Origin of the sequence: Paenibacillus sp. lzh-N1 (assembly GCF_002872435.1) — a bacterium.
Classification (GTDB): Bacteria; Bacillota; Bacilli; order Paenibacillales; family Paenibacillaceae; genus Paenibacillus; species Paenibacillus polymyxa_C.
Genome location: NZ_CP025696.1, coordinates 5,004,934 through 5,028,860, shown reverse-complemented (window position 1 = coordinate 5,028,860; position 23,927 = coordinate 5,004,934). Strand labels below are relative to the sequence as shown.

General features: G+C 46.5%; 12 protein-coding genes and 3 rRNA genes. All 15 read left to right on the top strand.

Translation table 11 applies throughout. From position 1 onward, the window contains the following. Positions 1-16: 16 nt before the first annotated feature. Entirely contained in the window at positions 17-658 is a 642-nt protein-coding gene (locus C0638_RS22125; protein ID WP_058710445.1) for a hypothetical protein, read from the top strand. A gap of 16 nt (positions 659-674) precedes the next feature. Continuing rightward, on the top strand, positions 675-1,940 hold the full coding sequence (locus C0638_RS22120) for a TRAFAC clade GTPase domain-containing protein (protein ID WP_025679140.1): 1,266 nt from the start codon (positions 675-677) through the stop codon (positions 1,938-1,940). Then, positions 1,937-4,966, top strand: coding sequence for a GAP1-N2 domain-containing protein (locus tag C0638_RS22115; RefSeq protein WP_058710444.1), 3,030 nt, complete (start codon positions 1,937-1,939; stop codon positions 4,964-4,966). The genes C0638_RS22120 and C0638_RS22115 overlap by 4 nt, the downstream gene beginning before the upstream one ends. 210 nt (positions 4,967-5,176) lie before the next feature. Beyond that, on the top strand, positions 5,177-5,644 hold the full coding sequence (locus C0638_RS22110; protein ID WP_013370938.1) for a MarR family winged helix-turn-helix transcriptional regulator: 468 nt from the start codon (positions 5,177-5,179) through the stop codon (positions 5,642-5,644). A gap of 91 nt (positions 5,645-5,735) precedes the next feature. Then, complete coding sequence (locus C0638_RS22105) at positions 5,736-7,112, top strand: MFS transporter (protein ID WP_058712330.1); 1,377 nt, start codon at positions 5,736-5,738, stop codon at positions 7,110-7,112. 85 nt (positions 7,113-7,197) lie between these two features. Then, positions 7,198-7,767: a hypothetical protein gene (locus C0638_RS22100; protein ID WP_025679145.1), complete on the top strand. Its 570-nt coding sequence runs from the start codon at positions 7,198-7,200 to the stop codon at positions 7,765-7,767. A gap of 69 nt (positions 7,768-7,836) precedes the next feature. Further along, positions 7,837-7,986 carry a 50S ribosomal protein L33 gene (gene rpmG, locus C0638_RS22095; RefSeq protein WP_013370941.1) on the top strand — a complete coding sequence of 50 codons (150 nt, stop codon included), beginning with the start codon at positions 7,837-7,839 and terminating at the stop codon, positions 7,984-7,986. 509 nt (positions 7,987-8,495) lie between these two features. Next, positions 8,496-8,741: a type B 50S ribosomal protein L31 gene (locus C0638_RS22085; RefSeq protein ID WP_013310118.1), complete on the top strand. Its 246-nt coding sequence runs from the start codon at positions 8,496-8,498 to the stop codon at positions 8,739-8,741. 609 nt (positions 8,742-9,350) lie between these two features. Further along, complete coding sequence (locus C0638_RS22080) at positions 9,351-12,524, top strand: S-layer homology domain-containing protein (RefSeq protein WP_102163799.1); 3,174 nt, start codon at positions 9,351-9,353, stop codon at positions 12,522-12,524. Between the two features lie 26 nt (positions 12,525-12,550). Further along, complete coding sequence (locus C0638_RS22075; protein ID WP_058712332.1) at positions 12,551-17,125, top strand: S-layer homology domain-containing protein; 4,575 nt, start codon at positions 12,551-12,553, stop codon at positions 17,123-17,125. A 487-nt stretch (positions 17,126-17,612) separates the two neighbouring features. Further along, positions 17,613-19,166 (top strand): 16S ribosomal RNA (locus tag C0638_RS22070). A 410-nt stretch (positions 19,167-19,576) separates the two neighbouring features. Continuing rightward, positions 19,577-22,502, top strand: a 23S ribosomal RNA gene (locus C0638_RS22065). 78 nt (positions 22,503-22,580) lie between these two features. Continuing rightward, positions 22,581-22,697: ribosomal RNA gene (gene rrf, locus C0638_RS22060) — 5S ribosomal RNA — on the top strand. Together the 16S, 23S and 5S rRNA genes form the textbook arrangement of a ribosomal RNA operon. Before the next feature lie 205 nt (positions 22,698-22,902). Further along, the gene (locus tag C0638_RS26240; protein WP_082689699.1) at positions 22,903-23,001 is read left to right on the top strand and encodes a helix-turn-helix domain-containing protein; all 99 of its coding nucleotides are present in this window, start codon (positions 22,903-22,905) and stop codon (positions 22,999-23,001) included. A 382-nt stretch (positions 23,002-23,383) separates the two neighbouring features. Further along, positions 23,384-23,665 carry a hypothetical protein gene (locus C0638_RS25905; protein WP_233902344.1) on the top strand — a complete coding sequence of 94 codons (282 nt, stop codon included), beginning with the start codon at positions 23,384-23,386 and terminating at the stop codon, positions 23,663-23,665. Positions 23,666-23,927 lie beyond the last annotated feature (262 nt).

The following is a 23,927-nucleotide window of genomic DNA, read 5'->3' as shown; positions in this document are numbered from 1 at the left end:
CGGGAGGCTGGAACTTATGCAGTATAGGGATGCACAGCCCGGTGATCCTGTGATTTCGGAGCTGAGCCACAAAATTGACGACAACCGGGTAGTGTTACGCTGGCAGTGGCCTGAAGGTGTAGCCGTAGTCTATATTGCCAAACAATCAGCCGATGCAGGTGCGAACGGGCAGAATGAAACGCCGACTTCTGACCTGAAGCTTTTTACACGAGAGGAATATAAGGCCGCTGGCAGCTATCGTGACCGGATTGAAGGCATTGGACGTGTGCGGTATACCGTGTATCCGGCTGTTCGGGAGGAGGGTGACACCTTTGTAATCCGTCAGCCAGACGGAACCAACCAACTGGAGTTGAGCACGGGTAGAGCCAAAATTAAATATGCGGTTCACCATAAAAAAAGCTGGTTTCGCAGCCGCAAAACAGTCCAGATTCAGGTGACAGCCGAAGTTCCTGTTCCGCAGGAGGCGCTTTGCTACGTAAAGAAGCGTGGCGGCTATCCGGTTGACCGGGACGATGGCACCTTGTATCCGTTCACGGCACCCTTTGCTGCAGGACGGAATGTTTTACCCGCTATTGAAGTGGGGGGAGATGAGTATGTGCGGCTGTTTTTTACGGACGGTCAGAAGTATGGCACGATATATGAATTAGTTTCTGAATGAAAGGAGGCCACAACCGATGAGTTTTCTTAGCAATTTATTCAGAAGAAAGCCACAGGCCGAACCGCGGCCGTTATTCTATGATATTGTGTGCCCTTATTGCTTTAGTAAATTTTCCCCAGAAGAAGTGGTATTCCGTGCTTCCCATCACCGTGAAGATGATGAGGATTACGCTTTGGGTGAAGATGAACTGTTGAACAAATATCGGGAGCGTTTTGGCTTGGATAGTGTACATGATATGGAGGCAATTCTTCATCCCTATGATGTACCTGAGGAACATCGCTTGTATTCAGATCATGTGTTGACAGGTCTGACGGACCGTTACGGTGAGCTGACACGTCACCGACTGTGCCCACACTGCCATAACGAGCTGCCTGTGACCGCAGGCAAGGTGCCGAGTAATATCATTTCGATTATTGGAGCTTCGCAGGCGGGAAAATCTGTATTTATGACCTCTCTGATTCACACGCTGCAGCATGTGACGGCCGATCATTTTGATGCAGCTTGCATGCCGCTTAATGCAGAGATCAGCCGCAAGTTCCGCACGATGTATGAGGAACCACTGTTTGAACGAGGCGATCTGCTTACATCGACACAAAAAGAAAAGATGCAGGAGCCTTTTATTTTCCAGTTTGTATTTAAGGATGAGGAAAAGCCACCACTGACATTGGTATTTTTTGATGTAGCTGGTGAGGGTATGGTCGATCAGGACTATCTGGGACTTCATGGACAGCATATTAAAAATTCTGCGGGTATTCTTTTTATGGTCGATCCACTGCAAATCCGTTCTATCCGGGAACGTATTAAGATTAATCTTGGCGATAAGCCTGGTGAATGGGTCTCGCAATATGATGAACCGCGTGATGTCGTACTTACGATGTTCGGTGACTTTATTGCATACCAGGAAAAAGGCAAGACGGACATTCCGACCGCTGTGGTCCTGACCAAAAGCGACATGCTTACTGCGCTGGCAGATGAAGAAGGCACATATATCAAGACAAACAGCAATATTTTTAATCCAATGGAACATCGCAAATACATGGATTTGGATGAGTTCGCGAACATTGATGGCGAAGTTCGGCGCTTTATCGAGAAGGTGGATAAGCCGTTCAAGGGCACAATGGATGTATATTTTACAGATACAGCCTATTTCGCAGTTTCTGCTCTAGGTAGCAATCCAGTGGACCAAAAGCTGCAAGGGTTGGTTAGTCCGATCCGTGTAGATGAGCCATTCATCTGGCTGCTCTATAAGTTGAAGTACATTGAGGGGAGAGAATCACAGTGAGTTTATCTACCTCTCATATGATACAGCAGCAAATGTATACACGGGAACGGCGCGGTATTTTCCGTTCTACGGAAGGCTTCGATACAGTAGCTAATTCCAAAGGGTTGGATGCTTCATTTATTAAAAAGGTGTTGCATCCTTTATGTGTGTATGATGCGCCTGCGGCTTTGACAGCGCGTGGCGAGAAGCAGGAGAGTGTCTATCCCGAAGCTTTACATCTGGTACGGACAGAGTCCGGGGATGTAGTGCTCGGACGCAGTATTTATAAAGCGGCAGATTTCACTGGGCTTCGGAGCGCTTTTTTTACGCATAACTATGTGATTCCGGCCGGACATGGTGAGTCTCCGTCTGATTATAAGCAGTGGCTGAACACTTCGTTTGTCGATACCTATGATATTGAGCAGGGAACGGAATTACCGGAATTAGAGCGTCTACCAGGTGGTAGTGTATTTCCCGCTGTTGACCCGTCTGCAGTACTGGCTCAATTGCAGCTGAGCGAAGAAGTGTTCAAGCAACTTTTATACGCGGTCATGATGTCAGCTGCGGGTCGCAAGAAGGTATATGTAGCGCTGAATGTTCCAGCAGAAGCGGTAGCATCTTCAGCCAAACAGCTACTGGGTGTGTTGTATGCGGCACTGCCTTATGCATTTCGCAACAGACTCGGATTTCTTACATATGCGCAGGAACCGAATAGCAGAAAAGGCATTCACTTAATGTTTGTTGAGCCTTTCAGCTTGCGTCCCGGTGATCGGAATGTAGAAAAAGACTTTGTATTTGACCTCTCTAACAATAGTCGAATACTGAATGTGGATACAGAGCAGGCGAAGCAGCCGTATTTTGACTGGATTGTCCGTACGCTACTGAATGGCGAGGCTCCAGACGATTTTCTCAAATTTGCCGAGCAAATGCTGACAGGCATGGAGGCAGGGCGTGAACTAACACCTTCTAGCTATCATGAGCTCATTACGCTGTACAGAATTGAGCAGGGAGAGCGGTCATTATACAACGAGCAGCGAATCACTGTGTTACGAAGCTTGACTGATTATTTATCGCCATCTGATGCGCTGCCACGTAAAATGCGGCTGAATGATCTGTTTCTGTCCTTTTTTGATCACGAGTTTGATCGGGTGAAGGATGGACACATTCCAGATGTAGGGCTGGTTGATTGCTTCAAGGACTATTATAAAGTTCATGCACGCAGTAGCGAAAATCGGCTGGTGGAGTATTTAATCCGTTCGCTAAACAACGCTTATACTGCCAGGAATACGGAAGCGGTCACGTATATTTATCATACGATTGAAGAGAATCCGTCATTAGGCAAGGTCTATTTTACGAAAGTACTGGGTAATCCGGCACTCACGAAAATGCTGTTCATTCCCTACATGGACAGTCAGATGAAAAGAACGTCTGATGTAAAGGGTCTATTGGCCGTGGTGCATGAATGGGGCAGTCGGTATATCGAAGTGTCAGCGAATGCCGATTTTCAGCTGTTGGCTGAATCTGCATTAATGGGCAAGCTGCGTGCCGAGAGAAAGCCGGTAGAGGCTGTGGCTGCCATTCACCAACGCTTGCGTCAATGGGACAGTAGTTCTGCCGTGGGCACACTGTCCCCGCTGGAGCAATCCGGATTAACAGAGCGCTTACGGGAAGCATCGGATCGATATTTACTCACTGAAGTAGAGCTAAAAGAAATATCACCTGATCAGGTCGTACAGATTTCGTTTTTCACACGGTCCGATTTGGTGCAGTGGGTTGGAAAGTTGCCTGCTCCTCTCAAGGGACAAGCAGTGCGATTGATTGCGGCTTATGATTGGTTTAACACGGAGGACCCGGAACCATCGGTGCTAGACGGTCTGGAGCCAAGCGAAGTAGAAAAGGTGCAGGATTGGGCTTACGGTTGGCTGCCCCAGCAGCTTGCAGAAGGCCATTTTGCCCGTCTGTTGCCAGCTTTCTATCGTTCTGATGGTACTGGCGAAGGAATACTGGATTTTGCCCGCCTGGTCAGTTCGATCCGCAAATGGGCAAAGGATAACGATACGATGTACCGCTTTATCCGCTGGTCGGAGGAACACGCTGAGTTTGCTACTCCACGTGGTGGTTTTGAACCAGCCTACCGGCGTGCGTTGCTTTTATTCTTCCAAAAGGAAGGACGAGAGGGCCTGCATAAAAAGACGCTATGGCGTCAATATTTTGAACCAGCTAAGCCTGTTTTTAAAAATTTCTATCAGGCAGCAAAGCGTGAGACAGACACGCCTTTGGTCAAAACGCTTCGTCGTTTCCGCAAAGGCGGGGTGATTTCCGGGATCGTATTAATCGTTATTGCAGGAACATTAGGCGGTCTGAAAGCAACCGGGATCATTGGATCTGTTGATACACCAACGCCTGCCGCTGCTCCAAAGCCTGTACAACAGCCAGTAAAGCCTATAGTGCCCGTAAAAGAGGAGCCTGCTGCAATAGTGACACATGTACCTAACACCAAGTCCACTACGAAAATGGTCAAGCTGTTGTTTGCGTTTCAAACATCGGCAGAGCAGGCAGAATTTAAGCCTAAAAAACTCGTCATTGTCGGCGCGGATCAACAGGAGCACTCATACGAAAATTTTACGCTTACTGAACAGAACGATAAGGAAGCAGCCAGTAAAGCTAACAATGGTTCGTCCGGTGACGTTAACACTGAGGGCGCTACCACCAAAAGCAAGACAGGTGCCGGAGAATCCACAGGAAATGGTTCTACAGATCTGAGCGGTACATCCAGCGGAAAAAGCGCTGATCAGACTGGAGCAGTGACAGACAATACAGCCGGAGGCGCGACTTCAAAGATATCAACTGAGGGTAGCGGTATAGCAACCGATCAAACCACCACCAGCACGTCCGATGATGGTACAGGGACAACGGAATATGATCTCGACAAGTATCCTTATCGTACGCTGTTGACTATTTGGCAACGGCTAGAGCTAAATGATGCTAGCACGGTTACTGTGGATGGAAAAGATTATCCGCTGGTTCAAGTGAAAGCTGCGAACTAAGCAACTATAGACAGTAAAAAGACGGGTTCCTTTTGGAACCTGTCTTTTTATATGTATAAATTTATACATAAAATGTATTCGTGATTCTGAAACTGACTGTATTTAATAGACGATCATTTTACGAAGGTATTGACACCAAATAGGCAGCTGATTAAAATTAGTTGGAATTCAAACTATTAAAATTCGATGGATAAGGAGGTTAGTAGTGAAATGGGAAGTGAGGTGTATCCCGTTTGTCTTCCTTGGGAAGAAGAGAGCACGATGTACTTAATTAAATGGATTTTCACCACCGTCCGGCGTGAGATTGAAACAGCACTGCGCCCTTTGGGGCTTACCTCCCCACAATCGCAGACGCTCTATATACTGGCGATGTCGCCTGGAGTCACCAATACGGAGTTGGAAAAGCTATTGCTTATTGATAAATCAAGTGTTACCAGCCTGGTAAACGGGATCGTTAAGAAAAACTGGGCAGTACGCCAAAGTCATCCGGAAGATGCACGAATGAAGCAGATTTATTTGACCGAGGAAGGCTTGGAGATTCACAAGGTAGCCGAACGTACCATTGAGCAAATTAAAAGCTCCGTAGGCAAAACGTTATCTGTCGGAGAGTCGGAGGCGCTGCGTGGTTTGCTCAAAAAAATTCTTCACGATTACCGTCCTGCGAATGCTTGCGTTTGAGCGGATAATTAGAAAAGTTTGCCCGGCTGAGGAATCTATGAGTTATAAAATGTCACCTAGATAAGATGTTTACAGGAGAGGGAGAAACCAAATGATAAAAGAACAAACTTATCCCAATGCGGATAAGCTTATGCGTGTTTTGGCCTTCACACTTGTTTTTTCAGTGATGAACGCTTTTATGTTTAATGTTGTTATGCCTGTGATTCGGGAGGAATTTCATATTAGTGCCTCCGATGTAAGCTGGCTACTGACGGGTTATATGATCGTGTATGCAGTTGGCTCGGTGACCTACGGCAAGCTTGCAGATAAGTATCGTCTCAAAGATTTGCTGACATTTGGGATTATATTTTTTGCACTAGGTTCGCTTATTGGACTGTTGGCCAATCAATTTTGGATGTTAATTGTAGCCCGTTTGCTTCAGGCCACGGGGGCTGCTGTTATTCCGGCAACCGCTATGATTGTTCCCGTTCGCTATTTCTCAGCTGAAAAAAGAGGGCGAGCTTTAGGCGTCACAGCAATCGGCTTAGCATTAGGTACTGCGCTGGCTCCCATTATTTCCGGTTTGATTACAGGCTTTGCGAGCTGGCGTTTTTTGTTCGTCATTTCCATGCTGCCACTGATCGCTTTGCCGTTCTTTCGCAAATACCTGGACGATCAGCGAGGAAAGGATCAGAAGTTCGATTTTCTTGGCGGATTATTGCTGGGTGGAACAGTGGCCTGCTTGTTGCTTTCCATTTCACAAGCCAATATGATGTTTTTTCTGATCGGTGTGGTTTTATTTGGACTGTTTATATGGCGCATTCATACTGCCCACGATCCGTTCATCCAGCCGAAGCTGTTCCGTAACAAGCAATATTCATATGGGCTTCTTATTGCTTTTTTAGGGACGGGGATTAGCTTTGGATTGCCGTACTTGGCACCACAGTTTTTGAATAGTCTCAACCAGCTTACACCAGCTACGATTGGACTGATTATGTTTCCCGCTGCTATTGCGTCAGCTCTTTTAGGAAAAAAAGGGGGGCGTTTGGCCGATAGCAAAGGAAATTCAGTTCTGGTGTATACAGCCGTATCGCTATTGTTTATCTGCTTTATCAGCTTGTCTACATTTGTAGGTGCATCTCCGTATCTGATTTTGTTTTTGCTTATTTTCGGGAATGTAGGTCAGACCTTTATGCAGATTGCCATGTCCAACACGATTTCTCGTACTTTGTCGAAAGATCAGATTGGTGTTGGAATGGGGCTGTTATCTCTGTTGAATTTCATTGCCGGGGCGATCACAACAAGTATTTTGGGCAAAACGTTAGATAGTTCGTCGTCCTTTCATTTGAATCCGGTTGTATCTAATGTCCAAGTGTTCAATTTCAGCAATATATTTACGGTGCTTGCGCTGATTGCGCTTGTGACGATGGGGCTTTACGCATTGCAGTTCCGGCGGGATCCGCGCGGTAATACACCTGCTGTCGAATAAGGATAAACATTTTATGTAAGCTCATGCCATAACAAGGGTATAATATAGAAGGAGAAATTTTCTATGGAAGGATGGAGTGCCCAGCATGACAAGAAACCTTCAATATGTACCCTATGGTTATGAACCGCCAATCGAAACGCACAAAGGGACTATGGTCTACTATGATACGTTTGAGCAGACTACAGCTAGTGAGCTGGAGCTTTTTGCCGAAACGGGGGCTGCACTGTCTTTTACAAAGCTGGTGCTGTATCCGCTACATGAAGAAACGGTCAGAAGAATGTGGAAGCAGCCAGTACGCTCGTATTATAAGCGGGTCGACGAGCTGGGAGAGTGGCAGCGAGAGCAGGCTTTGAGTGCTGTTGTGATTGAGAACTGGGAAGGTAAGCGAAAAAAGTATACGCCAATTGAAGCAGCCATTCGTTTTTTGGCGGAAAAGTATGCAACTCCGCTTTTTTTGTATATGAGTCCTGAAACTGCTAATTTGTGCGCTTCCTATGCATCCTTTGGAGAATGGATTAGAAACGTCAGGTTGCTGCTTTCGAGTGAGCCTTTGGAACTTCATCCCAAGCTAGTACAGTACCGTAATCGCTGGAACACAGTAAAAGAAGCAACAAACCGCGACTCTAAGGTTGACAAAGAGGAGCATGAATTATAGAATAGAACTAATCGTAAAAATTACTATTGTAATTGTATACCATGTATTCCAATTGAGGAGGAAGAATAAATGCGCGTTATTGTTACCTTGGCATGCACCGAATCCGGTGATCGCAACTATACAACAACCAAGAACAAAAGAAATCATCCGGAGCGTATTGAAATGAGAAAATACTCTCCGCGTTTGAAAAAGTACACGATTCATCGTGAAACTAGATAATTTGTGGTTTGCTGCATAGCAACCTGAATGATCTCTTCCTGAGCGAAGCCTGTAAGTTTGCAAAATGCCTGCGTTATGGAACCGGCGAAAACTTGAATTAGTCCAGTGGACTGAGCGTCCAAAGTTAAAGCTAGCACCTAAGAAAACGGCTTCTTTTCATGGTTGTATGATGGATGCTGAGCTACAGTGGCACGCTTTGCCTTTTGAATCGAAAGCACGTGGTCACCGAGTTTTCCTATGCTGATGTCAGCATGCGGGACGAGCCGGAGGACCATTCATAATATGCTTATATAACGATGAAGGCTGACGAAAGATACGGAGCGTTCGTGTAATGGGCGATGCAATATATACGGCATCGTTTGCTTGTCGTTTACGACCTTGAGCACAACCGTTATGATCTGTCGTCTTTTTTTCTGAGACATAACCGTTCCTTTTGCCAACTGATGGAGCATTGCGTCAGTGCGTTTGAAGATTGAAACTAAAACTACATGAAAGATTAGGTGAAACAAATGAAAAAAGATATTCATCCAACATTGAACAAAGTTATCTTTTTGGACCCTAGCTGTGGATTCACTTTCCTGAGTGCTTCTACTAAATATTCGCAAGAAACGATGGAATGGGAAGATGGCAACACTTACCCAGTTATCCGTGTAGATACTAGCTCCGCTTCACATCCGTTCTTCACTGGTAAACAAAGAAACGTGGATATTGGTGGACGTGTGGATCGCTTTAACAAAAAATACAACCTTAAGTAAGACTCGTGGAGAGCTATGTTTACGGATTATACCAATAATTCGTAAGCATAGCTTTTTTATTATCTACGATTACTTGATACAGCCAAAGCCCAATAAGAACACGAAAGCAGCAGCTTCTCCGGAACAATCCGTGAAGTTGCTTCTTTTTTATGCTTAATGAAGCTGTACAATAGTCGACAATGCTAATCTTGGCAAACTGATCATTTTAAAACGTAACCCCATACTTCGCATGAGGCTGTCTTAACTTAAAAATAATCGCAGGTTTCTAGCCTGCGATTATTTTTTTATAGAACAAGTATTATGGTTAAGGAAATATCCGGATAAATCACTCGCGGAAATGAGTTATTTGAAGAATATAGTTGGGGACTTAGTGCAACCAGCATCAATTATATAAGATTTTGTTCAGAATTGGTTCAGAGCTTTCGTATATATTAATCGAAACGACATAAATCACTTATTTTCGACAAATATATGAATAAAAAAATGATATAAACGCATTATTTATCGATAAATTCCGTGAATAGGCTTTATTAACTTTGAATTAGGTAGAAACATTTCGAAGATTGAATAGGGTCGTTTTACTCAAAAGTAAATTAGGAGGTACAACCATTGAATGTTTATTCACTTAAGTGGGCAGCCGCTCTTGTTGCTCTTCAGGCGACGTTTGGTACTTCTGCTCACGCTGCAACGCCTGCCAATAATTCGTTTTCAGATATATCCTATGTGACGAATGATAAAATGGTGGCCATCCAAGAAGCTGTACGCCAGGGGCTTTTATCGGGAGATCCTCAAGGAACTTTTCGCCCTGCAGCAACATTAACTCGCCAGGAGCTCGCAGTATTATTGGTCAGAGCTTTAAAATTGGACCCTATTTCAAGTTCTTCTACTTTTAAAGATGTGCAAAGCAAACAATTTGCTGCGCCATATATAGAAGCCGCACAAAAAGCCGGGCTTCTATCCGGGGATGGATTAGGAAACTTCCGTCCGAACGATTCTGTTACGCGTGAAGAGCTGGCAGCTGTGTTTGTTCGTGCAGTCGGAGGGGTTAATGCAGAGGGCGGATCAAGCATTTTGCCTAAAGATCAGTCCTCGGTAAGCCAATGGGCGGCTGGAGCGGTAGATAAGGCACTTCGTTTGGGTTTAATTGACATTCATGACAGCAGGCTCAATCCCACAGGTGAAGTAAAAAGGGAGGATATTGCTCCTTTCCTGCTGGATATTTTCAAAACTCAAGAGCAAATGGCTACGATCAATAGCGTTGATGGAGATATTGTAACAATTGATAATGTTCCCTATTTAATAGAAGGAAAGTTGAAAGAGTTGATCGGAAACTCCAATAAAGATGCGTTAAAGGGAGCTATATTAAAGTTTAATTCGCGCAATCGTAATGTGGACGGGCTACAACAATTGGAGATCGTGCAAAAAGATGTTGTGTTAAACACCAATGGTCTACCGGAAAGCAGCCTGCTTCGAATTTCGGGTGATGGTGTTCAGATTAAAGGGGATACCAAAGGAATAATTGAGCTTAAAAACGGTGTCTCTAATATCCAGCTGAATGGCAACGTAAACCATCTTACTGTGAATTCCGGCAGTGATATTTCTATTAAAGGAACAGGGACAATTGGGGAGCTAAAAGTTGCCAACGCAAACGCTAAAGTGACGTTGAACCCGAATTTTAAAGTTGAAACGATTAAGCTACCTAAAGATATTTCTGTTTCACAAGTTATCCAAAATTACAACGAAGTACAAAAGCAGATTGGACAAATTCAGTCCGCTGACGGGACGGTTCAAAAAACGACTACAGTTACATCGAGTAGCGTGACATTTTCATCTGGAGGTGGAACTTCAACAAATTCAGTGACTAACCATGCGCCAGGCGTTACTACCGGGTTTACAGATATTACGTTAAGTACAGCAGATGAGCCTAAAAAGATTAATCTGGCAAATAGCTTTACCGATGTTGACGGAGACACTCTGACTTACACAGCGGAATCTTCGGTCACGAACGTAGCGACGGTATCGGTGAATGGAAGTCAGCTGACTCTCACACCAGTGAGCGCAGGAACAACCAAGATCACGGTTACGGCGAACGACGGCAAGGGCGGGACCATAAATAGCCAGTTCAACGTGACGATCACGCCGGTGATCCCGGAAGCTGTGAACCATGCACCGACGGTGGAAACGTCGATCAGCAATGTAACGGCAGGAGTTGCAGACGGCATCAAGATGGTGAGTCTTGCAGGTGTGTTTGCAGATGAAGACAGCGATGTGCTGACATTCACGGCAACCTCGACGAATGCAGGCGTGGCGACAGTAGCGGTAAACGGAAGCGACTTGAAAATTACACCAGTGAACGCGGGTACGACCACGATTACGGTAACGGCAAATGACGGTAAAGGCGGCACGGTGGATACACAGTTCAACGTGACAATCACGCCAGTGATCCCGGAAGTTGTGAACCATGCACCGACGGTGGAAACGTCGATCAGCAACGTGACGACAGGAGTTGCAGACGGCATCAAGACGGTGAGTCTTGCAGGTGTGTTCGCAGATGAAGACAGCGATGTGCTGACATACACGGCAACCTCGACGAATGCAGGCGTGGCGACAGTAGCGGTAAACGGAAGCGACTTGAAAATTACACCAGTGAACGCGGGTACGACCACGATTACGGTAACGGCAAATGACGGTAAAGGCGGCACGGTGGATACACAGTTCAACGTGACAATCACGCCAGTGATCCCGGAAGTTGTGAACCATGCACCGACGGTGGAAACGTCGATCAGCAACGTGACGACAGGAGTTGCAGACGGCATCAAGACGGTGAGTCTTGCAGGTGTGTTCGCAGATGAAGATAGCGACGCACTGACCTTTACCGCAACCTCGACGAATGCAGGCGTGGCGACAGTAGCCGTAAACGGAGGTGACCTGAAAATTACGCCAGTGAACGCGGGTACTGTCACGATTACGGTAACGGCGAATGACGGTAAAGGCGGCACGGTTGATACGAATTTCACTCTAACGGTGACTCCTTTACCTGCGGTTAATCACGCTCCTGTTGTTCAAAGCACGATAAATGATGTTTCTACAGAAGCAGGTGCTATGGACACAACTATTGGACTTGCTTCAACTTTTGCAGATGAAGATTTGGACTTGCTAACGTATTCCGCTGGTTCATCGGACCCTGGAGTAGCAACGGTTACCGTTACAAGTGACCAACTGAGTATTACTCCACTTGTAGTCGGGAGTACTACAGTCACAGTCACCGCAGATGATGGGAAGGGGGGGACCGTTCAAACGACCTTCCAAGTCACTGTTGTAGAAAAAAGAGGACTTTTCTTCTCTGAGTTGGCATGGGGGGAGGGCGACTCTATGATGCAGATTATTGAGCTTTATAATGCGGGTTTTGAGGAATTGGATGCTTCGAAAATTAGAATTGAACGCAGTGATAGTGGAAATTCGATCGAAATAAGTCAAAACGCTGGTGCTTCTATTTCAGGGGGAGCTACTTTTGTGATAGGAGAAACTATGTATTTTGGTGATGCGCATGTAGATTACTTCATGGATATGGGATTTTATAACGACGATTCAGCACCTGTCACTTTATCGCTCTATTACGATAATCAGTTGATTGATACGGCCGTGTTTCAGCCTCATACCACTATAGCTAGACAATCCGATGTTACCCATGGAAATGCAGGCCACTACGAGGCGAGTGAATGGTTTGATGAAGGTATCGATTATACGGATAATATCGGTATCTTTAACAGTGAGGCACCGTAATGAATAAAAAGAATAGAGGGAACATCATGAGTTCTAAGCCCAATAAATGGCTGATTACATTAGCCTTGGCTGCACTTGTTGCTCCAACGGCTTTGCAGACGATTGCATCTGCTGCCAGTGATGCGTCAAACGGAGTAGCTCTGGCGAGCCTGCCTTTTAAAGACATCAATAATATTGCTTCAGAGCAAAAGACAAGCATCCTGCAAGCCATTGAAGCCGGGCTTCTGCATGGCGACCCGTCCGGATCCTATCGGCCAACGGATTTGTTGACCCGTCAAGAAATGGCGGCTCTGTTAACTCAAGCTCTTCAACTCTCTATTTCTAAAGCAGCAAGTAGCAGCTTCTCGGATGTAGACTCGAAAAATTGGTCCAGTCCCTATATTGAGGCTGTACATCGTGCAGGACTCATGAATGGAGACGACGGCTCCAAATTCAGGCCCAAAGCGGCAGTAACCAGAGAGGAGGCTGCGGTTCTGCTTATGCGGGCTTCCGGGCTTCCTATTACAGCTAACGCCACGGAGTCTGCTAAACTTACTGATTGGAATCGGGTCAGCCCGTGGGCACGGCCATACGTTAATACGGCTTTACAGTCGGGCTCCATGAAGACGGATCAGTCCGGTTTCAAACCTAAATCGTCCGTTCAGCGTCAAGATATAGCCCAGTATATGATGTCTACCTTTTTCCCCAAGGACCATGTAGTCCAACTCCAAAAAGTAGAGGATGGAAAGGCCTGGATTAACGGGATTGAATATAAACTCTCGGATTCAGTTAAAGGAATCCTGCAAACCTCTAACCAGGAGATTCTTAAGGGAGCAGATATTCAATTTGTAGCATCACAGCGGACCATTGAATCAATCACCAAACTGGTCATCCATGCGAGTGGGCAAGCCCCGATAGGGCAAGCTTCCGAATTCAGCGGCAATCTTGTATTAGATGGTCATAACTCCTCGATTGACGGCGATTTAACTATTGACGGCGACTACATTTCGGTTATGAATTTGAATGTCAAAAATAGTTTTACAGTTACGTCAAGCCTTGAACATGATTTCTATGCCTCTAAATTTACGGTACAAGAAAAAACATATATTCAGGGCGGTGACCAAAACACCGTATTGTTTAACACATCTGAGCTGCAGGATGTCGAGGTATCCAAACAGGATGTCCGCGTAGTCATTCAAGGAAATTCAAGGGTAGATCAAATGACATTGACTTCCAATGCAACGATTGAAAATGATTCATCCTCAATGATACAGCAGTTAAAAGTTCTTACCGGTGCCCAGCAGGTAGAGTTGCAGGGGACTATTCAGCAATTGTCGGTCAACAGTGACCAGCCCGTAGCTCTGACAGGGCAGGCTTCCATTAATACATTGGTTGTGAACAATTCCTCTCCGGTCAGTTTGGAGGTAGCTGGAACCGTTTCAAATTTACAAGTAAATAACTCTGGAGCAAATATTAGTGTAAGCTCCTCCAGCCAAGTCACGAATACTTCATTTGCAGCAGGTGTGTCCTCTTCGACAGTATCAGGAGTCACTGCAACTTCTTCCAGCAGCTCTTCTAGTAGCTCGCGTTCTACGGTTGTGGCCAATACAGCACCGAAGTTAGTGACCAAATATGAAGATCAAGCCATAACGGTGGGCGATTCTGAACTTCGAATTGACTTGCTTGGGCATTTTACGGATGAGGAGCAGTCTGAGCTCAAATATACGGCTGTGTCGTCTAGTACAAAAATCAGTACAGTCAGAGTAGAGGGAACCAACCTGTCTATCAAGGCTGTTGGCAAAGGGACTGCGACTATTACGATCGCTGCAGATGACCAGGCCGGGAAAAAAGCGGGCACGAGTTTCAAGGTCCGTGTCAATGAATCTCCTGTTTCATTGGGTATCCCCGATCAAAGCGAACAGTTGGGAAGCGGCGACGTAATCTTATCATTAGGATCGTTTTTTACGGATTCTGAAAATGATCTCATGACCTATGAGGTAGCGATCGATGATCCTTCCATCGCTACCTTTACCCTGACGGGTGATCAATTGGTATTAACTCCGGCAGTTGTAGGACATGCCCAAGTTACTGTCAAGGCGTCCGATGGTCGGGGAGGCAGCACAAACCAGTCGTTTCAATTAGTGGTAAGTGCGGGACCTAATCAAAATCCGGTTGTAATTCAGAAGCCAGGCAACCAAACGCTCACTGTGGGGGATACGGACTACATCCTGGATTTATCCCCGGTGTTCCTTGATTCGAACAGTAACCCACTGACCATCTCGGCAGAATCCTCGGATTCTTCCATTGCGACGGTTTCCGTTAACGGAAACCAAACTACGGTTCACGCGGTTTCCTCAGGAACAGCAAGCATCCAGCTAAAAGCGGCTAATGGCCTTGGAGGCGAGGTTAAGACCAATTTTGATATTACCGTTAATGAACCTCCGGCATCCATGGGAATTCCGGGTCAAACGAAACAAATCAATTCAGGTGACATTCAATTATCTTTAAATGACTTCTTTACCGACCATGAGCAGGATTCGTTGTCATACAGCATTGATATTTCCGATTCTTCGGTTGCAACTGCAGTGCTCAATGGGGACACGCTTACCATTACACCGTTAAAGATTGGCAGCACATCAGTATCCGTTAAGGCATCCGATGGCCATGGAGGCAGCACAAGCCGGTCGTTTCAAATGGAAGTAACCGCTGTACCTAACCAAAATCCGGTTGTAGATCAGCAGCCGGGTAATCAGACACTGATTTTAGGTAATTCAGATTATACCCTGGATTTATCTTCGGTATTCCACGATCCTGATGGCGACTCTGTGGACGTTTCTGCAGAATCTTCGGATTCGTTAGTCGCTGCTATATCCGTTAACGGAAACATAGCCACAGTCCATGCAGTTTCCCCAGGAACAGCAACGATTACGCTTAAAGCAGAAGATGGCCGTGGGGGCGAAGTTGCTACTAATTTTGATGTTAGCGTCAATGAATCCCCGATTTCCACAGGGATTCCGGATCAGATGAAAGAAATAAATACAGGCGATATTCAATTGTCCTTAAATGATTTCTTTTCCAGTCCTGATAGCTATGTTTTAACTTACGATGTTCATAGCGTTTCTGACCCGACTGTTGTGACGGCTGCCGTTTATGGGGATATACTCACTCTTACATCATTAACGATCGGTAGCACATTAGTATCGATCAAAGCAACAGATGGCCAGGGAGGGCAAGTGATCGAAACTTTTAAAACCACCGTCACGGCTGGAACTCCGCAGAATCAGAATCCAGTAGAAACTAAACCTGCCGACCAGTCGCTTACTGTAGGTGATGCGGTTTACTCACTCGATTTAGATTCCGTTTTTACAGATCCTGATGGAGATACGTTGACCTTTAAGGCAACCTCTTCCGTTCCGTCTGTTGCTTCGGCGGAAATCACTGGAGACCAATTGAAAATTCAGGCACTAAGTGCAGGGACGACAAGCATAGAAATCAAGGCTACGGATGGTCGCGGAGGGGAAACTTCAACTACCTTCCAGGTCAATGTCCAGTCATCCGGTTCGTCTAACCCATCTTCAAATCAACGCCCTCAAGTAGAAGCTGCCATTTATGAACAAGTGTTGACTGCAGGAGTTACCAATGCAAGAAGCTACGACCTATCCCAATTGTTCAGTGATGCTGACGGGGATGCCCTGACGTTTACTTCTACTGTTGAATCAAGCGGTGTGGCAAATGCAGAGGTTAACGGATCAACGCTGACTCTTACTCCGGGTAATCAGGCAGGAAGTACCAAGGTAACGATTACTGCGGATGACAGGCATGGCGGAACAGCCACCTATAATTTTCAGGTAACAAATGCTCCTCTAGCGACGAACGGAATGGTTCAAATCCGAACCAAGCAAGGGGTCAAAGATCCGATTACTTATGACATGTCAACAGTGTTCCTAGGTGAAACTTCATTTAAAGTCTATTCGGGTACGGCAGATTCTACCTTTACTGGACCAATCCCTCTTAACGGGACAGTTTGGACATGGAATGGGGATATTTCTCAATACTACTGGGTAATCGGGGCGAACGGATCTGCCACTGTATTCCAAGTGATAGCAAATCCTCAAGGGCCAGAGGATCTATATTTTTCCCAGTATCTATCCTTGGATAAAACCCGCACTGCTATTGAATTGTTTTACAATCCAGTAGGGGATACTTCTAAACCTATAGAAAATGCAGGATACTCACTTGAGATTCATCAATACAATTTAGCTACAAATACTCCTAAAGTGTGGAGCCAGCCTATTAATTCGTTTTGGAAAGGCATGCCTTATATATATATCGATTCCATCTTTTATGACTTTTTCGACATTGTTCCTGTGGCCTACTATAATGAAGAAATAATGTTATCAGAATCAGATAAAAATGTAACGACAGGCTATGTCCTGAAAAAGAACGGTGTAACGATCGATGTCTTAGGTGATCCTGACGGCAAAACGCAATTTATGCCGAATAATGGGACTATTATCCGAAAATCGGGGATTAAGTCCGGTTCCTCCTTTTATAACCTTCCAGGAGAGTGGAACTCTTATCCAAATGGAACGCTCCAATATTTTGGCCATCATACTCCATAACATTTTGTTGAATTGACGGGAAGCCGGCGATAAAATCGCTGGCTTTTTTTTTATATTTTTCAGATTTAAGTCCTCTTGATTTGTGGTTGCTTAAAAGCCAGCCGAATTTGCACAACCTTCATCGGTTTTGGGGTTTGTTTTGATTTTAAATTAAACTCGAATTATTTTAGAAAATAACACTTGCTATATAATTTGATTATGTGTTATATTCTTATTCCGGCCAATTAAACAAGATATTTTGTCGGTCGGCTAATGAGCAGAACGAATTTGAAGAAAAAACGAAAAAAAAGTTGTTGCAAAGTTAGTTGAAAGATGATATTATATAAGAGTTGCTGTTGAAAAACGCAGCGAAAAAGAATTTGATCTTTGAAAACTGAACAACGAGTGAGTAAACTGATTTTGTTCGCAAAATCAACAATGAGATATTTTATATCGTCAGTTTCAACATGAGCTAATCGCTCTTTCTATAACCGACTTCGGTTGGTCTTTAATGGAGAGTTTGATCCTGGCTCAGGACGAACGCTGGCGGCGTGCCTAATACATGCAAGTCGAGCGGGGTTATGTAGAAGCTTGCTTCTACATAACCTAGCGGCGGACGGGTGAGTAACACGTAGGCAACCTGCCCACAAGACAGGGATAACTACCGGAAACGGTAGCTAATACCCGATACATCCTTTTCCTGCATGGGAGAAGGAGGAAAGGCGGAGCAATCTGTCACTTGTGGATGGGCCTGCGGCGCATTAGCTAGTTGGTGGGGTAAAGGCCTACCAAGGCGACGATGCGTAGCCGACCTGAGAGGGTGATCGGCCACACTGGGACTGAGACACGGCCCAGACTCCTACGGGAGGCAGCAGTAGGGAATCTTCCGCAATGGGCGAAAGCCTGACGGAGCAACGCCGCGTGAGTGATGAAGGTTTTCGGATCGTAAAGCTCTGTTGCCAGGGAAGAACGTCTTGTAGAGTAACTGCTACAAGAGTGACGGTACCTGAGAAGAAAGCCCCGGCTAACTACGTGCCAGCAGCCGCGGTAATACGTAGGGGGCAAGCGTTGTCCGGAATTATTGGGCGTAAAGCGCGCGCAGGCGGCTCTTTAAGTCTGGTGTTTAATCCCGAGGCTCAACTTCGGGTCGCACTGGAAACTGGGGAGCTTGAGTGCAGAAGAGGAGAGTGGAATTCCACGTGTAGCGGTGAAATGCGTAGAGATGTGGAGGAACACCAGTGGCGAAGGCGACTCTCTGGGCTGTAACTGACGCTGAGGCGCGAAAGCGTGGGGAGCAAACAGGATTAGATACCCTGGTAGTCCACGCCGTAAACGATGAATGCTAGGTGTTAGGGGTTTCGATACCCTTGGTGCCGAAGTTAACACATTAAGCATTCCGCCTGGGGAGTACGGTCGCAAGACTGAAACTCAAAGGAATTGACGGGGACCCGCACAAGCAGTGGAGTATGTGGTTTAATTCGAAGCAACGCGAAGAACCTTACCAGGTCTTGACATCCCTCTGACCGGTCTAGAGATAGACCTTTCCTTCGGGACAGAGGAGACAGGTGGTGCATGGTTGTCGTCAGCTCGTGTCGTGAGATGTTGGGTTAAGTCCCGCAACGAGCGCAACCCTTATGCTTAGTTGCCAGCAGGTCAAGCTGGGCACTCTAAGCAGACTGCCGGTGACAAACCGGAGGAAGGTGGGGATGACGTCAAATCATCATGCCCCTTATGACCTGGGCTACACACGTACTACAATGGCCGGTACAACGGGAAGCGAAGCCGCGAGGTGGAGCCAATCCTAGAAAAGCCGGTCTCAGTTCGGATTGTAGGCTGCAACTCGCCTACATGAAGTCGGAATTGCTAGTAATCGCGGATCAGCATGCCGCGGTGAATACGTTCCCGGGTCTTGTACACACCGCCCGTCACACCACGAGAGTTTACAACACCCGAAGTCGGTGAGGTAACCGCAAGGGGCCAGCCGCCGAAGGTGGGGTAGATGATTGGGGTGAAGTCGTAACAAGGTAGCCGTATCGGAAGGTGCGGCTGGATCACCTCCTTTCTATGGAGAATCGTTTCCTGCGATGGAAACATTCAAATCAGCAGGTACATGTACCTGCGACCAGATATTCAATTCGGTTCATCACATTCGTGTGAATGAAATGAATATCCTGAACTTACTCACTCGTTGCTCAGTTTTGAGAGTTCAAACTCTCACATATGACTTCCAAAATATACTTGTATTCAAGTGTTGAGGAATTTGATATGATGTTCTTCCGGGATTAAAACCGGTGAATATTGCACCTTGAAAACTGGATACCGAAACGAAATTGCGTTTTAGAATATTCCTTTAAGCTGATCTTGTGTAAACAAGTGAAATAAAGGTAGCCAATAAGGAAAGATATTTTGCTTATAGCAAAAATCATTTTCTTATTGAACATCGACATTTTCTTTCTGCGAAAGAAAAGTCTAGGTTAAGCTACAAAGAGCACACGGAGGATGCCTAGGCGCCAGGAGCCGACGAAGGACGTGGCGAACAACGATAAAGCCTCGGGGAGCTGTAAGCAAGCTTTGATCCGGGGATGTCCGAATGGGGAAACCCGGCTGTCTTCATCGACAGTCACTACTCACTGAATTCATAGGTGAGTGAGAGGCAGACCAGGGGAACTGAAACATCTAAGTACCCTGAGGAAGAGAAAACAATAGTGATTCCGTCAGTAGCGGCGAGCGAACGCGGATTAGCCCAAACCAAGGAGCTTGCTCCTTGGGGTTGTGGGACGTCTCACATGGAGTTACAAAGGAACCGGTTAGATGAAGAGGTCTGGAAAGACCCGCCAGAGAAGGTAAAAGCCCTGTAATTCAAAACTTGTTCTCTCCGAGACGGATCCCGAGTAGTGCGGGGCACGTGAAACCCCGTATGAATCCGGCAGGACCATCTGCCAAGGCTAAATACTCCCTGGCGACCGATAGTGAAGCAGTACCGTGAGGGAAAGGTGAAAAGCACCCCGGAAGGGGAGTGAAATAGATCCTGAAACCGTGTGCTTACAAGAAGTCAGAGCCCGATCTATGGGTGATGGCGTGCCTTTTGTAGAATGAACCGGCGAGTTACGTTCCCGTGCAAGGTTAAGGTGAAGAGCTGAAGCCGCAGCGAAAGCGAGTCTGAATAGGGCGAATGAGTACGTGGACGTAGACCCGAAACCGGGTGATCTACCCCTGTCCAGGGTGAAGGTGCGGTAACACGCACTGGAGGCCCGAACCCACGCATGTTGAAAAATGCGGGGATGAGGTGGGGGTAGCGGAGAAATTCCAATCGAACCCGGAGATAGCTGGTTCTCCCCGAAATAGCTTTAGGGCTAGCCTCGGAAAAAAGAATCGTGGAGGTAGAGCACTGATTGGGTGCGGGGCCCGCAAGGGTTACCAAGCTCAGTCAAACTCCGAATGCCATAGATTTAGTTCCGGGAGTCAGACAGTGAGTGCTAAGATCCATTGTCGAAAGGGAAACAGCCCAGACCATCAGCTAAGGTCCCCAAGTGTGTGTTAAGTGGGAAAGGATGTGGAGTTGCACAGACAACCAGGATGTTGGCTTAGAAGCAGCCACCATTGAAAGAGTGCGTAATAGCTCACTGGTCGAGTGACTCTGCGCCGAAAATGTAACGGGGCTAAACACACCACCGAAGCTATGGCTTGATGCTTGCATCAGGGGTAGGGGAGCGTTGAATGCGGGTTGAAGGTGTACCGGAAGGAGCGCTGGACTGCATTCAAGTGAGAATGCCGGTATGAGTAACGAAAAGATCTGTGAGAATCAGATCCGCCGAAAGCCTAAGGGTTCCTGAGGAAGGTTCGTCCGCTCAGGGTAAGTCGGGACCTAAGGCGAGGCCGATAGGCGTAGTCGAAGGACAACAGGTAGAAATTCCTGTACCACCGTAATCCGTGATGAGCGATGGGGTGACGCAGTAGGGTAGTGACGCGGACTGATGGATGTCCGTCTAAGCAGTGAGGCTGATGTGTAGGCAAATCCGCACATCGTTAAGGCTGGGCTGTGATGGGGAGCGAAAATTATAGTAGCGAAGGTCATGATCTCAGACTGCCAAGAAAAGCCTCTAGCCAGGAGAAGGTGCCCGTACCGCAAACCGACACAGGTAGGCGAGAAGAGAATTCTAAGGCGCGCGGAAGAACTCTCGTTAAGGAACTCGGCAAAATGACCCCGTAACTTCGGGAGAAGGGGTGCCTCGGTAGGGTGAATAGCCCGAGGGGGCCGCAGTGAAAAGGCCCAAGCGACTGTTTAGCAAAAACACAGGTCTGTGCGAAGCCGCAAGGCGAAGTATACGGGCTGACGCCTGCCCGGTGCTGGAAGGTTAAGGGGAGTGGTAAGCCTTCGGGCGAAGCTATGAACCGAAGCCCCAGTAAACGGCGGCCGTAACTATAACGGTCCTAAGGTAGCGAAATTCCTTGTCAGGTAAATTCTGACCCGCACGAATGGCGTAACGACTTGGGCGCTGTCTCAACGAGAGATCCGGTGAAATTTTAATACCTGTGAAGATGCAGGTTACCCGCGACAAGACGGAAAGACCCCATGGAGCTTTACTGCAGCTTGATATTGAATTTGGGTACGATCTGTACAGGATAGGTGGGAGCCGTAGAACTTTGAGCGCCAGCTTGAAGGGAGGCATCCTTGGGATACCACCCTGATCGTATCTAGGTTCTAACTTGGTACCGTAATCCGGTGCGAGGACAGTGTCAGGTGGGCAGTTTGACTGGGGCGGTCGCCTCCTAAAGAGTAACGGAGGCGCCCCAAGGTTCCCTCAGAATGGTTGGAAATCATTCGAAGAGTGCAAAGGCAGAAGGGAGCTTGACTGCGAGACCTACAAGTCGAGCAGGGACGAAAGTCGGGCTTAGTGATCCGGTGGTACCGCATGGAAGGGCCATCGCTCAACGGATAAAAGCTACCCTGGGGATAACAGGCTTATCTCCCCCAAGAGTCCACATCGACGGGGAGGTTTGGCACCTCGATGTCGGCTCATCGCATCCTGGGGCTGAAGTAGGTCCCAAGGGTTGGGCTGTTCGCCCATTAAAGCGGTACGCGAGCTGGGTTCAGAACGTCGTGAGACAGTTCGGTCCCTATCTGTCGTGGGCGTAGGAAATTTGAGAGGAGCTGTCCTTAGTACGAGAGGACCGGGATGGACGTACCGCTGGTGTACCAGTTGTTCCGCCAGGAGCACCGCTGGGTAGCTATGTACGGAAGGGATAAGCGCTGAAAGCATCTAAGCGTGAAGCCCCCCTCAAGATGAGATTTCCCAGTATGTAAGACCCCTTGAAGACGACGAGGTAGATAGGTTGGGGGTGGAAGTGCAGTAATGCATGGAGCTGACCAATACTAATCGGTCGAGGGCTTATCCTAAAGATAAGGCGCAAGGAAGTTTCGGATCCAGTTTTCAGGGTGTAACCTTGAAGTTAGAATTTGCGAGGCAAATTCATGTTTGGTGGCGATAGCGGAGGGGTTCCACACGTACCCATCCCGAACACGACCGTTAAGCCCTCCAGCGCCGATGGTACTTGGACCGCAGGGTCCTGGAAGAGTAGGACGTTGCCAAGCACGATAAGAGAGCACAACCTCAATGGGTTGTGCTCTCTTTTATCTTTTTCGGAATTAGATATTTAAAAATAGGATATGAAAACTGGATCGGTTACACTTAGTTGAACAGAAAAAATAAGGGCGAGTAGAATGAAAGCATATGAATTAGAAGCGGATCTACTACGCCAAGACAAAGACGTAATTTACAGCAGATTTTAAGAGATGAATGGTTCAGTTATACGAAAACGGAAAGCCGAGAATAGCCATTGCGAGAGAGTATGAGCTTAGCCCATCGGCTCTAGATCGCTGGATCAAGCAGGCTTAAACCTCCAGGTTCCTTCGCTGAAAAAGATAACCGAACTGCAGAAGAGAAGAGACGCCTTGGGCTCCGTAAAAAAATGAGCAACTCAAGATGGGAGAATGATATTTTAAAGCAAGCAGCACTGATAGTGGGGACGAAAGTAAAAATCATTAAGCAAAACAGTGATAAATACTCGGTATCAGCATTGTGTGAAGTCCTCAAATCGCTAGAAGCACCTTCTACTATGAAGCGAAAGAAAAAGACAACGAAGACGAAGTAACTACGGCTATCAATTCCAATGGTTTACCGCTTCCATATGAATAACAGTAATTTTCCAGTTAAGAGCAGTTTGATAAACCTGGTAAATATCATCTTTCCCCATAATCAGGGGTTCACCTTCAAGAAATTGGAGCCCAAAGCTTTTAAAATATTGAATGATAGAATAGAGTTGGTTGGGATTTCGCTTGAGAAATCGCAAAGGGGCGACAGCACATTTGAAACGTCGATCTCATTCTACGGGGAAATAGAAAATGAAACAGGACATGAGGAATGGAAAGCATACGATTCAGCAGGCAAGCAGTATGATGTGATTACGATGGGGGTATCATCGTTAGAAAATACTCTGACTGATCATTGGCGAGAGGGATACATCAGTATGGGGGATCGTAACTCACAGCAGCCTTATTAATTCCGGATTCCGGGGTTGGATCAGATTCCGGAGGAGCTTACCCTGGTAAGGGAAGTGGTGGATAAACGATACAAAGACCCTGACTGGTCAGTATTGCTAAAATAGTAGAAAAAAACGAACTATTCCTATCAGGGAAGGAGTTCGTTTTTTTCTAAGACTATTAGTTGATACGTTCAACTTCAGCAGACATTGTTGAATCGGATAACTACTTGAAAAACGGAGAAGTAAGTATTAGTAATTACCAGTAAAGCCGGAAAATTAT

Excerpts from the sequence above, each read along its gene's own strand:
- C0638_RS22100 (WP_025679145.1), top strand. The coding sequence starts at position 7,198 with ATGACAAGAAACCTTCAATATGTACCCTATGGTTATGAACCGCCAATC.
- C0638_RS22075 (WP_058712332.1), top strand. The coding sequence starts at position 12,551 with ATGAGTTCTAAGCCCAATAAATGGCTGATTACATTAGCCTTGGCTGCA.
- C0638_RS26240 (WP_082689699.1), top strand. The coding sequence starts at position 22,903 with ATGGTTCAGTTATACGAAAACGGAAAGCCGAGAATAGCCATTGCGAGA.
- C0638_RS22085 (WP_013310118.1), top strand. The coding sequence starts at position 8,496 with ATGAAAAAAGATATTCATCCAACATTGAACAAAGTTATCTTTTTGGAC.
- rpmG (WP_013370941.1), top strand. The coding sequence starts at position 7,837 with ATGCGCGTTATTGTTACCTTGGCATGCACCGAATCCGGTGATCGCAAC.
- C0638_RS22105 (WP_058712330.1), top strand. The coding sequence starts at position 5,736 with ATGATAAAAGAACAAACTTATCCCAATGCGGATAAGCTTATGCGTGTT.
- C0638_RS22120 (WP_025679140.1), top strand. The coding sequence starts at position 675 with ATGAGTTTTCTTAGCAATTTATTCAGAAGAAAGCCACAGGCCGAACCG.
- C0638_RS22125 (WP_058710445.1), top strand. The coding sequence starts at position 17 with ATGCAGTATAGGGATGCACAGCCCGGTGATCCTGTGATTTCGGAGCTG.
- C0638_RS22110 (WP_013370938.1), top strand. The coding sequence starts at position 5,177 with ATGGGAAGTGAGGTGTATCCCGTTTGTCTTCCTTGGGAAGAAGAGAGC.